12 protein-coding genes, 1 tRNA gene and 1 other RNA gene are annotated in these 12,146 nt (G+C 69.9%); 4 read left to right on the top strand and 10 right to left on the bottom strand.

Translation table 11 applies throughout. From position 1 onward, the window contains the following. Nucleotides 1-33: 33 nt before the first annotated feature. The 8 genes from ssrA to prfB all read right to left on the bottom strand — a co-directional run bounded on the left by ssrA (nt 34) and on the right by prfB (nt 6,076). Nucleotides 34-402, bottom strand: a transfer-messenger RNA (tmRNA) gene (gene ssrA, locus CQZ88_RS19365). Between the two features lie 101 nt (nt 403-503). Continuing rightward, on the bottom strand, nt 504-1,346 hold the full coding sequence (locus CQZ88_RS19360) for a DMT family transporter (RefSeq protein ID WP_102800171.1): 843 nt from the start codon (nt 1,344-1,346) through the stop codon (nt 504-506). A gap of 8 nt (nt 1,347-1,354) precedes the next feature. Continuing rightward, nucleotides 1,355-1,828 carry an SsrA-binding protein SmpB gene (smpB, locus tag CQZ88_RS19355; RefSeq protein WP_006940611.1) on the bottom strand — a complete coding sequence of 158 codons (474 nt, stop codon included), beginning with the start codon at nt 1,826-1,828 and terminating at the stop codon, nt 1,355-1,357. A gap of 93 nt (nt 1,829-1,921) precedes the next feature. Then, a complete protein-coding gene (ftsX, locus tag CQZ88_RS19350) occupies nt 1,922-2,827 on the bottom strand; it encodes a permease-like cell division protein FtsX (RefSeq protein ID WP_006940612.1) in 906 nt (301 codons plus the stop codon). A 60-nt stretch (nt 2,828-2,887) separates the two neighbouring features. Next, complete coding sequence (ftsE, locus tag CQZ88_RS19345) at nt 2,888-3,577, bottom strand: cell division ATP-binding protein FtsE (RefSeq protein ID WP_029544525.1); 690 nt, start codon at nt 3,575-3,577, stop codon at nt 2,888-2,890. A gap of 31 nt (nt 3,578-3,608) precedes the next feature. Beyond that, nucleotides 3,609-4,049 carry a hypothetical protein gene (locus CQZ88_RS19340; protein ID WP_102800170.1) on the bottom strand — a complete coding sequence of 147 codons (441 nt, stop codon included), beginning with the start codon at nt 4,047-4,049 and terminating at the stop codon, nt 3,609-3,611. After that, on the bottom strand, nt 4,046-4,873 hold the full coding sequence (locus tag CQZ88_RS19335; RefSeq protein ID WP_373566485.1) for a mechanosensitive ion channel family protein: 828 nt from the start codon (nt 4,871-4,873) through the stop codon (nt 4,046-4,048). Before CQZ88_RS19335 ends, CQZ88_RS19340 begins: the two co-directional genes overlap by 4 nt. A 78-nt stretch (nt 4,874-4,951) precedes the next feature. Continuing rightward, nucleotides 4,952-6,076 carry a peptide chain release factor 2 gene (gene prfB, locus CQZ88_RS19330; RefSeq protein ID WP_029544529.1) on the bottom strand — a complete coding sequence of 375 codons (1,125 nt, stop codon included), beginning with the start codon at nt 6,074-6,076 and terminating at the stop codon, nt 4,952-4,954. Nucleotides 6,077-6,155: 79 nt separating this feature from the next. On the opposite strand from prfB, the gene hisN reads away from it, so the two are divergent. The 3 genes from hisN to CQZ88_RS19315 all read left to right on the top strand — a co-directional run bounded on the left by hisN (nt 6,156) and on the right by CQZ88_RS19315 (nt 9,686). After that, nucleotides 6,156-6,941: a histidinol-phosphatase gene (gene hisN / locus CQZ88_RS19325; protein WP_102800169.1), complete on the top strand. Its 786-nt coding sequence runs from the start codon at nt 6,156-6,158 to the stop codon at nt 6,939-6,941. Between the two features lie 101 nt (nt 6,942-7,042). Next, nucleotides 7,043-8,434: an acyl-CoA dehydrogenase family protein gene (locus tag CQZ88_RS19320; RefSeq protein ID WP_102800168.1), complete on the top strand. Its 1,392-nt coding sequence runs from the start codon at nt 7,043-7,045 to the stop codon at nt 8,432-8,434. Between the two features lie 43 nt (nt 8,435-8,477). Continuing rightward, nucleotides 8,478-9,686 (top strand): acyl-CoA dehydrogenase family protein, encoded by a 1,209-nt coding sequence (locus tag CQZ88_RS19315; RefSeq protein ID WP_102800167.1) that lies wholly within the window; start codon nt 8,478-8,480, stop codon nt 9,684-9,686. 114 nt (nt 9,687-9,800) lie between these two features. Here the strand turns inward: CQZ88_RS19315 and CQZ88_RS19310 are convergent, their stop codons facing one another. Beyond that, nucleotides 9,801-9,971 (bottom strand): ion transport protein, encoded by a 171-nt coding sequence (locus CQZ88_RS19310; RefSeq protein WP_102800166.1) that lies wholly within the window; start codon nt 9,969-9,971, stop codon nt 9,801-9,803. Between the two features lie 398 nt (nt 9,972-10,369). Between CQZ88_RS19310 and CQZ88_RS19305 the strand changes: the two genes are divergently transcribed. Continuing rightward, the gene (locus CQZ88_RS19305; protein WP_029544536.1) at nt 10,370-12,013 is read left to right on the top strand and encodes an acyl-CoA synthetase; all 1,644 of its coding nucleotides are present in this window, start codon (nt 10,370-10,372) and stop codon (nt 12,011-12,013) included. A 51-nt stretch (nt 12,014-12,064) separates the two neighbouring features. Here CQZ88_RS19305 and CQZ88_RS19300 read toward each other — a convergent pair. Further along, nucleotides 12,065-12,141 (bottom strand) — tRNA-Met (locus CQZ88_RS19300). Nucleotides 12,142-12,146 lie beyond the last annotated feature (5 nt).

Below are 12,146 nucleotides of genomic sequence, written 5' to 3'. Positions count from 1 at the left end.
CCCCGGCCGGGTGGCCGGGGTCCTTCGCGTTTCCGGTGGAGCTGCCGGGAATCGAACCCGGGTCCTCCGCCGCCTCGCCAGGGCTTCTCCGTGTGCAGTTCGCTATGTCTCTACTTGGATCTCCCGGTCCCGCGAACAAGCCGAGATGACGATCCCAGTCGCTGTTTGTTGTCCCGTCCGGCTCCGCGACCGAGCCGTACGGTGGAGCTCCCTAGTCGATGCCAGGATCCGGGGCGGGAGCACACCCGGTCTGACAGAGACGCACTCGCTTAGGCAGCGAGGGCGTACTCGCGCTGAGTAGACTCGGCGCTTATTGGTTTGCAGCGACGCTTACGGTGGTCTCTTGCCTGCACCGACACGCTTCCCCTAGCTCAACGTACGCAGTCGAAACCGTTCAGCCCCGTACGTACCTGCGGCCTTCGCAGGACTACCCACTTTAACGCGCGGACCCCCCTCCGTCATTCCCATTTCCACCGTGATGCGAATGACGTGGCTCACAGCCCTCAGGCGGCCGCGGTGATCATGCCGACGGCGGTGAGGGCGAGCACCATTCCGGTCATCTGGCCCCGCCCGATGCGCTCGCCCAGCACGACCATCGCCAGCAGCACGGTCGCCGCCGGGTACAGCGCGCCGATGACGCTCACCAGCGACAGCATGCCGCCCTGGAAGGCGAACATCAGCGCACCGTTGGCGATCACGTCCAGCACCGCGACCGCGATGATGTGCGGATAGACCCGGCTCGGCGGCCGGATCATCTGCCGCACGCCCAGGGCCACCGCCCACACGACGAGTGTCGCCGTGAGCCGGGACATGCCGAGGGGCCACAGGCCGGTGCCCTCGGGGACGCGGTGCAGCGCGACGAACATCAGCGCGAACGCGACTCCGGAGCCGACGGTCAGCCACGCCACGGTGGCGGTGAATCGGGGTTGCTCGTCCCCGGCGACGCCTTCCTTCGATTCGCGACTGACCAGCACGACGGCGACGAGGGCGATCGCGATGCCGGCGTAGGCGACCGGTCCGGGCCGCTCCCCCGTCGCGATCCCGACGAGCACCGGGATACCGGCCACGAGCACGGCGGTGAGCGGGGACACCACCGACATCGGGCCCGCGGCGAGCGCGAGATAGAACCACCAGATCGCGAGCCCGCCGGCGACACCGGCCGCCGCACCCCAGCCGAGGGACTCGGGGGTGAGGTCGCCGCCCACGAGCGGCGCGGCGGCGAGCACCAGCAGCAGCGACAGCGGGTACGAGACGATCACGAACCGCAGCGCCGCCACCCGGCGGGACGCGCCCCCGCCGAGGAAGTCGCTCACCCCGTAGCCGACCGCGGCCACCAGGGCGAGCACGATCGCCGTCAGCGCATGCCCTTCACCCGCCGGCCGAGCTCGCGGGTCACCTCGCGCTCGGCGGTGCGACGGGCCAGGTCCTGCCGCTTGTCGTAGTCCTGCTTGCCCTTGGCCAGCGCCAATTCGACCTTCACCTTGCCGTCGGAGAAGTACATCGACAGCGGGACCAGGGTCTGGTTGCCCTCACGGGTCTTGCCGACGAGGTTGTCGATCTCCCGGCGGTGCAGCAGCAACTTGCGGGTGCGCCGGGGCGCGTGGTTGGTCCACGTGCCGTGCCCGTACTCGGGGATGTGCAGCCCGCGCAGCCACACCTCGCCGTCGTCGACAGTGGCGAACGCGTCGACGAGCGACGCCTTGCCCTCGCGCAGGCTCTTGACCTCGGTGCCCAGGAGCGCGACTCCGGCCTCGTACGTGTCGAGAATGGTGTAGTTGTGCCGTGCCTTGCGATTCGTGGCGATGACCTTGCGGCCCTTTTCCTTCACTTTCGGGCCCCTCCGGTCCTCGATGCGTCCGACAGATCTGTGTACAGCATAGGTAGCGGACGCAACGAGATATTCCCGCGCACCGACGCGCGGCTATTCACGCACGTACAGGCGCAGGGTGACGTAGGCGGTCAGGGCCGCCATGCCGACGCCCACCAGCACCAGGATCGGCGAGACCAGCAGCACGTCGCTGTTGGAGATGCGGGCGACGATGTTGGCCTCGTAGACCTCCGAGAGCACCTCGTCGACGAAGGCGCCCTTCGCGACGAACAACCCCGCGATCGCCAGCGCCGCGCCGATCACGGCCGCCACGACGGCCTCGAGCAGGAACGGCAGCTGGGTGTACCAGCGGGTGGCGCCGACCAGCCGCATGATGCCCACCTCGGTGCGGCGGGTGAACGCGGCGATCTGCACCATGTTCGCGATGAGCAGGATCGCAGCGACCGCCTGGACCGTGGCGATCGCGAATGCGGCGTTGCGGACGCCGCCCAGCACGCTGAACAGCCGCTCGACGAGGTCCTTCTGATTGAGCACGCTGTCGACGCCGGGACGGACGGCGAACTGGTCCTCGATCACCCCGAAGCGGTCGGGATCCGAGAGCTTGATCTTGAACGAGGCCGGGAAGCTCTCGGCACTGACGAGCTCGGCGAGCTCCGGCTGGTCCTTGAAGACCCGCTCGGTCGCGTCGGCGACGGCGTCCTCGCGGTTGAGGTACTGCACCGACACCACCGCCGGGGTGTTCTCGAGGTCCGAGCGCAGGGTGCGGCAGATGTCCTGTTCGCAGTCGGGGTCGAGGGTCGAGATGTCGTCGGTGAGGAACACCTGCACCTCGACCCGGTCGAGGAAGATCTGCTGCGTCTTGTCGGCCATCTGCACGACGAGCAGACCCGCGCCGAACAGGCCGAGGGAGATCGCGGTGGTCAGGATCATCGCGACGGTCATGGTCAGGTTGCGGCGCAGGCCGGTGACGACCTCGCTCAGGATGAAGCTGGCACGCATGGAGTGTCGAAGTCCTTCGGTTGCCGGAGGGGCGAGAGCGATGGGAGCGGAGGAGCGCGGTCAGCGACCGACGCCGTAGACGCCGCGCGCCTCGTCGCGCACGACCCGACCGAGATCGAGCTCGACCACGCGGCGCCGCATGGAGTCGACGATGTGGTGGTCATGGGTGGCCATGAGCACGGTGGTGCCCGTGCGGTTGATGCGCTCGAGCAGCATCATGATGTCCTGGCTGGTGTCCGGGTCGAGATTGCCGGTCGGTTCGTCGGCCATGAGCACCAGGGGCCGGTTCACGAAGGCCCGGGCGATCGCGACGCGCTGCTGTTCGCCGCCGGACAGTTCGGTGGGCAGGCGGTCGGCCTTGCCGGACAGGCCGACGAGGTCGAGCACCTCGGGCACGGTGCGAGCGACGACCGAGCGGGGCTTGCCGATCACCTCGAGCGCGAACGCGACGTTCTCGGCCACCGTCTTGCGCTGCAGCAGCCGGAAGTCCTGGAATACGCAGCCGAGGTTCTGCCGCAACCTGGGCACCCGGCGCGCCGACAGGCGGTTGACGTGGAAGTCCGCCACGTGGATGTCACCGGAGGTGGGCGTGTCGTCACGCAGGAGCAGCCGCAGGAAGGTCGACTTCCCGGAACCGGACGGGCCGATGAGGAAGACGAACTCGCCCTTGTCGATCTCGACGCTCACCTTGTCGAGGGCGGGCCGGGTCGACGTCTTGTACGACTTGGACACATTCTCCAGGCGGATCACGCCGCCATGCTAGCCGTTATCGGACGGTGACCTAAGGAACCGACTCGCCGGTAGGTTCGGCGGGGGACGAATCGCCGAGGCCGGGAATCGGAATCTCGGGCAGCCGCAGGCCGGGCTGAGTCGTCGTGGTCGTCGGGGCCGGGGCCTCGGGAACGGTGCGCGAACCCGCTCCGCCGGGCGTGGATCCGGTCCCGGTCGGCGCCGGCGTGGTCGTCGTCGGGGTCGGCTCCGTAGTGGTCGGCGTGGGGCTCGGTTCGGCGGTGGTGGGCTCGGGCACGTACGGCACGTACGGCGTCTCGCTGACGACCACCGCGCCCGGCGGCGCCGTCGCCGTGCCCTGTTCCTCCTCCGGGTTGAGGTACAGGTAGAGCACCCACAGCCCCAGCCACACCAGGCACAGGGCCAGGGTGGCGGTACGCAGCCGGCCGCCGAAGACGTGGTCCGGGATGTGGAACCTGCGAGGCTCGCTCACCGCACCGCCTCGATCCCGTGGATCGGGGTGGACGTGTCGAGCTGTGGATGGACGGTGAGGCCCTGCCGGCGCAACGCGAGCGCGACCCGCACGCGCAGTTCCCGTCCCACCTGGAACTGCTTGCCGGGCAGGGTGCGCGCGACCATGCGAACGCTGACCTGGTCGACCTCGAGGCTCTCGACGCCCATCACGGTGGGCTCGTCGAGCAGCAGTTCCTTCAGCTTCTCGTCCTCGAAGGCATTGACGCCGACCTCGTGCAGGATGTCGTTGACCTCCGCGATGTCGGCCGTGACCGGGATCGGCACGTCGACGACCGCACGGGCCCAGTCCTTGGAGAGGTTGACGGCCTTGTTGATCTGCCCGTTGGGCACGGTGATGACCTCGCCGGCGGCGTTGCGCAGCTTGGTGACGCGCAGGGTGACGTCCTCGACCGTGCCGACGGCGTCGGCGGAGGCCCCGGTGACCGAGATCTGGACCGTGTCACCGAACCCGTACTGCCGTTCGGTGATGATGAAGAATCCGGCGAGAATGTCCTGGACGATGCGCTGGGCGCCGAAGCCGAGCGCCGCGCCGAGGACGGTCGCGGGGGCCACCAGGCTGCCGATGGGCAGCGCGAGGTAGTCGAACACCTTCAGGGTGGCGACGATGTAGACGAACGTGATGACCACCCAGGTGATCACCTGCGCCACCGAGTGCCGGTGTTTCGTCACCTCCGAGCGCACCAGCGCGTCGGACTGCTGATACGTCTCGTCGATGCGGCGGGTGATGCGGCCGCCGGTCCAGCTGACGAACCGCGCGACGAGGACAGCGCCGAGCACGGTCAGCGCGATCTGCAGACCGCTGGTCGACAGCCAGTCGAGGAGCCTGGTACCGGGAAACAGGGTGGATCCTCCGTAGCCGTGTTATTGATTCTGCTTCTGGTTCTCGCGCATGCGCCACCGGATGCCCTCTTCGAGGAACCCGTCGATGTCGCCGTCGAGGACGGCGGCCGGGTTGTTCACCTCGTACTCGGTGCGCAGGTCCTTGACCATCTGGTACGGGTGCAGGACGTAGGAGCGCATCTGGTTGCCCCACGAGCTGCCGCCGTCGCCCTTGAGCGCGTCCATCTCCGCGCGCTCCTCCTGCCGCTTGCGTTCGAGCAGCTTGGCCTGCAGCACGCGCATGGCCGAAACCTTGTTCTGCAACTGCGACTTCTCGTTCTGGCAGGTGACGACGATGCCCGTGGGGATGTGGGTCAGGCGCACCGCGGAGTCGGTGGTGTTGACGGACTGCCCGCCCGGGCCGGACGAGCGGTACACGTCGACGCGGATGTCGTTCTCGTCGACGTCGATGTGGTCGGTGGTCTCGACGACCGGCAGCACCTCGACCTCGGCGAACGACGTCTGGCGGCGGCCCTGGTTGTCGAAGGGGCTGATCCGCACGAGCCGGTGGGTGCCCATCTCGACCGACAGGGTGCCGTACGTGTAGGGCGCCTTGATCGCGAAGGTCGCGGACTTGATGCCGGCCTCCTCCGCGTACGAGGTGTCGTACACCTCGACCGGGTAGCCGTGCTTGTCGGCCCACCGGATGTACATGCGCATGAGCATCTCGGCCCAGTCCGCGGCGTCGACGCCGCCGGCGCCGGCGCGGATGTTGACCAGCGCGTCGCGCTGGTCGTACTCGCCGGACAGGAGCGTGCGCACCTCCATCGCCTCGATGTCGGTGCGCAGGCCGGCCCGCTCGGCGTCGGCGTCGGCCATGGCGGCGGCGCGGTCCTCACCCTCCTCGCCCTCGGCGAGTTCGTAGAGCACCGGTAGGTCGTCGAGCCGGGAGCGCAGCTCCTCGACGCGGCGGAGTTCGCCCTGGGCGTGCGAGAGCTGGCTGGTGACCTGCTGCGCGTGCTCCTGGTCGTTCCACAGCTCCGGGTCGGCGGCCTGGTGCTCGAGTTCGTCGATACGCCGACGCAGCTCGTCCACGTCGAGAACCGCCTCGACGGTCTCGAGGGTGGTCGCCAGTTCGGCCAGGTCTGCGGAAACATCGGGATGCACGATTCCCAAGGTTACCGGGTGTGCGGCGGTACCTCGCCACCGCTCGGGGCCCGGTGGGCTCTCGGCTAGCGTCTGAGGCATGAGCACCGACCTCTCGGCCGATCTGGACCTCGCCCTGCGCCTCGCCGACGAGGCGGACGCCATCACGCGCACCCGGTTCGGCGCCCTCGACCTGACCGTCACCGACAAGCCGGACCTGACACCGGTGTCGGATGCCGATCTCGGCGTCGAACGCGCCGTGCGCGGCACCCTCGGCGCCGAGCGCCCGGGCGACGCGATCCTCGGCGAGGAGTTCGGCGGCGACGCGGTGTTCACCGGCCGGCAGTGGGTGGTCGATCCGATCGACGGGACGAAGAACTTCGTGCGCGGCGTGCCGGTGTGGGCCAGCCTCATCGCCCTGCTCGACGACGGCGTGCCCGTGGTGGGGGTGGTGAGCGCCCCCGCGCTGAACCGTCGCTGGTGGGCCGCGGCGGGCGCGGGCGCGTGGACGGCGCACGACGGCGCAGAGCCGCGCCGCATCGCCGTCTCGCAGGTCACCGACCTGTCCGCGGCGTCGCTGAGCTTCTCGAGCCTGTCCGGCTGGCGCGATCGCGGTCGGCGCGACGAGTTCGTCGCGCTCACCGACGAGGTGTGGCGGGTGCGGGCCTACGGCGACTTCTATTCGTACTGCCTGCTCGCGGAGGGTGCGGTCGACATCGCACTCGAGCCCGAGGTGTCCCTGTGGGACCTGGCCGCGCTCGACGTGCTGATCCGGGAGGCGGGAGGCCGGTTCACGAATCTGGACGGTGCGGCCGGCCCGCACGGCGGCAGCGCGGTAGCCACCAACGGGGCGCTGCACGAGGGCGTGCTCACGCGCCTGCGGTGATCCGCGCGACTCCCGCCCACCCCGAACTTACTCGATAGTAGACACCTACCTTACTCCGGAGTAAGGTAGGTGGTGTCCGTCCCCACATCGAGAAACTTCTGGTGATCATGAGCAAGCAAGAGAGTGTGGCCCGGAACACCCCTCGCGACACGTCCGCGGTGGGCCTGAATCCCCTCCGACGGGACGTCATGGGCGCCGCGATGCGGGTGCTCACGCGGATCACCGGTTCGGAGCTCGCGGACCGGTACAACCTCCGACAGGCCATCGACCGGGTGACCTACCAGTCCACCAAGACCGGCTTCAAGACGCTCGGCGCCGCCACCCGCACCTTCAAGAAGGTCACCGGCGGCAACGCACCTCAGCGCCTCGACCCCGCCGTCCGCACCGACCTGTTCGACCTGACCCCCACCGACGATCAGCAGATGATCGCCGAGACCGTCCGCGAGTTCGCCGCCGAGATCCTGCGGCCCGCCGCGCACGACGCCGACGAGGCGGCCGCCGCCCCCACCGACCTCCTCGCCCGGGCCGCCGAACTCGGCATCACCCTCGTCAATGTGCCCGAGGCGTTCGAAGGAGCCGCCACCGAGCGGGGCGCCGTCACCAACGCGCTCGTCGCCGAGGCGCTCGCCCACGGCGACATGGGGCTGGCCCTGCCGATCCTCGCGCCGAGCGGCGTCGCGGTCGCCCTCACCCAGTGGGGCACCGAGGAGCAGCAGCGGACCTACCTGCCGGCGTTCGCCGGGGACGACGTCCCGCAGGCCTGTGTCGTGATCACCGAGCCGCGCGCCCTGTTCGACCCGTTCGCGCTGCAGACCAAGGCGGTTCGCTCCCCCAGCGGTTACCGGCTCAACGGCGTCAAGTCCCTCGTGCCGGCCGCCGGCAGCTCCGAACTGTTCGTCGTCGCCGCCGAGCTCGACGGCAAGCCGTCGCTGTTCCTGGTCGAGTCCGACAGCAAGGGCGTCGCGATCGAGGCCGACCCGTCGATGGGCCTGCGTGCCGCCGGGCTCGGCCGGCTGCATCTGACCGACGTCGCCGTCCCGCAGGCCGCCCTGCTCGGCGACGCGGACGCCGACGCACGCGCCGAGCAGTACGCGGACGCGGTCCGCCTCGCCCGCCTGGGCTGGGCCTCCCTCGCCATGGGTACCGGGCAGGCCGTGCTCGACTACGTCGTCCCCTACGTCAACGAACGGGAGGCGTTCGGCGAACCGATCAGCCACCGGCAGGCCGTCGCCTTCATGGTCGCCGACATGAAGATCGAGCTCGACGGCATCCGGCTGGTCACGCTGCGCGGCGCGGCCCGCGCCGAGCAGGGCCTGTCCTTCGCCCGGGAGGCGGCGCTGGCCCGCAAGCTCGCCACCGACAAGGGCATGCGGATCGGCCTCGACGGCGTCCAGCTGCTCGGTGGCCACGGCTTCACCAAGGAACACCCCGTCGAACGCTGGTACCGCGACCTGCGCGCCGTGGGCGTCGCCGAGGGCGTCGTCCTCGTCTGAGCCGCCCGATCCGGCAGCGTCACCTCACACCTAGGAATCTGTGATGATCAATCTCGAACTTCCCAAGAGGCTCAAGGCGTCGGCGAACCAGGCGCACCAGGTCGCCGCGCAGATCTTCCGTCCCGTCTCGCGCAAGTACGACCTCGCCGAGCACGTGTACCCGGTCGAGCTCGACACGATGGCCGCGATGGTCGAGGGGTTGAACGACTCCGGCCAGGGCGCCTCGGGCGCGGCGCTCGGCCGCGGCGACGAGCCGAAGAAGCAGGCCGGCAACGTCAACGGCGGCAACATGGCGTCGCTGCTCAATGTGATCGAAACCTGCTGGGGCGACGTGGGGCTCACCCTGTCGATCCCCTACCAGGGGCTCGGCAACTCGGCGATCGCCGCCGTCGCCACCGACGAGCAGCTCGAACGCTTCGGCAAGGTGTGGGCGTCGATGGCGATCACCGAGCCGAGCTTCGGCTCCGATTCCGCCGCCGTGACCACCACCGCCGTCCTCGACGGCGACGAGTGGGTCCTCAACGGCGAGAAGATCTTCGTCACCGCCGGCGAGCGCTCGACCCACGTGGTGGTGTGGGCGAGCGTCGACAGGTCGAAGGGGCGCGCGGCGATCAAGTCGTTCGTCGTCCCGCGGGACGCCCCCGGCCTGAGCGTGGCGCGCCTCGAGCACAAGCTCGGCATCAAGGCCTCCGACACCGCCGTCCTGGTGCTCGACAACTGCCGGATCCCGAAGGACAACCTGCTCGGCAGCCCCGAGGTGAACGTCGAGAAGGGGTTCGCGGGGGTCATGCAGACCTTCGACAACACCCGCCCGATCGTCGCCGGCATGGCCGTCGGCGTCGCCCGCGCGGCGCTCGAGGAACTGCGCAGCATCCTCGTCGACGCCGGCGTCGAGGTGTCCTACGACATCCCGGCCTGCAACCAGCACGCCGCGGCCGCCGAGTTCCTCGCGCTCGAGGCCGACTGGGAGGCGGCCTACCTGCAGGCGCTGCGGGCCGCGTGGATGGCCGACAACAAGCATCCCAACTCGCTCGAGGCCTCGATCTCCAAGGCCAAGGCCGGCCGCACCGGCACCGCGGTCACCCTCAAGGCCGTCGAACTGGCCGGCACCTACGGCTACTCCGAGCGTCCGCTGCTCGAGAAGTGGGCGCGCGACTCGAAGATCCTCGACATCTTCGAGGGCACCCAGCAGATCCAGCAGCTCATCATCGCGCGGCGGCTGCTGGGCCTGTCGAGCGCCGAGCTGAAGTAGCAGGTCACAGACCACTTCTCCGAGGGGTCGGGCCCCCGCCGTACGCACCGACGGTGGGGGCCCTCTCGCGCTCCTGGGCCGGTCCGCTACACGCGAGAGCCGGCGGAATCGTCCTCACGTGCGCGGCGGAGATCTTCGCGGAGGGGCGACCACCTCGGCCGTCAGCGCGGCCACCTGCGCCCGTGTCGCCGCCTGGCTCGCCTCGTCCTGCTCGCCCACACGCTCGACCGGCCAGGACGCCGACGTGGCCGTCACGACACCGAGCAGGGCGATGCCCGCGATCATCAGGGCGGCCGCGATCAGCCGGCCGGTGGCCGTGACGGGGCGAAATAGCCGTAGCCGACCGCGGTGACACCCAGGTGAGCACCATCACCGCCTCGCCCACCCGCGCCGTGCCGTCCGCCAGCTGGGCGAGCACCAGCCATGCGTACGCGGCCAGGAACATCCCCGCCGCGGTGGCCATCGGCCATTCGGACAGGCGGCGCCACCGTTCCTCGGTCACTCGAACGCCCCGGAGGCGAGGTATCGGATCACGAACGGATCCTGCCGTCACCGCCGCGCGGGCCGGAATCGCCTCCCGTCCGGGTGCCCGCCGGCAATTCGGACGAATGTCCATGACTGTGAGGCGCGTCACCACTAGGGTTGCGGTGACGCGAATCCGGCACGAGCTCGAAGGGGACAGCATGCCCGGGCAGGACATCATCGACAGGATCACCGGTGCCGCCGGGGGGGTGACCGACACGCTGGGCGCCGTACGGGTGCTCGCCCGCTCCGGGCTGCTGCACTTCCCCCGGGTGGACCACGGGATCGGCACCCTCGTCGCGGTGAGCCGCTACGGTCCGTTCGCCGGACCGGTGCACGCCCACGCCGCGCGTGGCTTCGACGCCGTCGCCCTCGTCGACGAGCGCGGCCGGCTGAGCTACCAGGAACTCGAGGCGCAGTCGAACGCGCTCGTGCGGGCGCTGCAGGCCGACGGCGTCGCGGCGGGGGACGTGATGGGCCTGATGGCCCGCAACCATCGCGGACTCGTTCTCACCATGCTCGCCGCCGCCAAGCTCGGCGCCAAGCTGGTCATGATGAACACCGGGTTCGCTCCGCGGCAGCTCGCGGACGTCGCCGCGCGCGAAGGTGTGGGCACCTTCGTCTACGACGCCGAGTTCGCGGCGGTGGCGGCCGCCCTGCCGCCGGAGGTGCGGACCTACAGCTCGTGGCCCGAGGGCGACGAGCCGGGCCCACCGGGCATCGAGTCCGTGCTCGCGCAGTTCGACGGGTCCGCCGTTCCGCCGCCGAGCACGCTGGGCGGTTTCGTTCTGCTCACCAGCGGCACCACCGGCACACCCAAGGGCGCCCCGCGCGAGCGCACGTCGCCGCTCGCCTCGGCGCAGTTCCTGGACCGGGTACCGCTGCGGCCGGGACAGACGATGCTGATGGCGGCGCCGGCGTTCCACGGGACCGGAATCTCGCAGTTCGGGCTCGCCTTGGCGTTGGGGCAGACGGTGGTGATGGAGCGACGGTTCGACCCGCTCGAGACGGTTCGCCTGATCGAGCGGCACCGGGCCAACGTGCTGGTCGTCGTGCCGACCATGCTGCAGCGGATCCTGGACCTCGGCGGCGAGACGATCGGGCGGTACGACACATCGAGCCTGCAGATCATCTTCTCCGCCGGGTCCGCGCTGTCGCCGGACGTGTGCCGGCGCACCCGTGAATACTTCGGCGACGTGCTGCACAACCTGTACGGCTCCACCGAATGCGCGGTGGCCACGGTCGCCACTCCCGAGGACATCCGCCGGGCGCCGGGCACGGCCGGACGGCCGCCGGTGACGTGCCGGGTCGAACTGTACGACGAGGCCGGCAACCGGATCACGACGCCCGGCGAGGTGGGCCGGATCTTCGTCGCGAGCGGTCTGAGCTTCGACGGCTACACCGACGGCCGGGACAAGGAGCGCATCAACGGTCTGCTCTCGACCGGTGACGTGGGGCACTTCGACGAGGATGGGCTGCTGTTCGTCGACGGCCGAGACGACGACATGATCGTCTCCGGCGGCGAGAACGTGTACCCGCTCGAGGTGGAGAACCTCCTCGTCGAGCGGGACGACGTGTTCGACGCCGCGGTGGTCGGCGTGGAGGATCCGGACTTCGGTCACCGGTTGCGCGCCTTCGTGGTGCCGGCGGAGGGCTCCGAGCGCGACGCCGAGGAGATCAAGGAGTACGTCAAGGCGAACCTGGCCCGCTACAAGGTCCCGCGCGACGTCGTCTTCCTCGACGAACTGCCGCGCAATGCGACGGGAAAGCTGCTGCGACGCGTGCTCGTCGACATGAAGCCCTGAGCACATGGGAAAGGCCCGGCACCGGATGATCCGGTGCCGGGCCCTTCCACTTGGTAGCGGGGACAGGATTTGAACCTGCGACCTCTGGGTTATGAGCCCAGCGAGCTACCGAGCTGCTCCACCCCGCGTTGCA

This window comes from Rhodococcus sp. ENV425 (genome assembly GCF_002887785.1).
GTDB classification, from domain to species: Bacteria; Actinomycetota; Actinomycetes; order Mycobacteriales; family Mycobacteriaceae; genus Rhodococcus; species Rhodococcus aetherivorans.
Note: the sequence above shows the minus strand (reverse complement) of the source record. Positions and strands in the feature narration are given on the sequence as shown.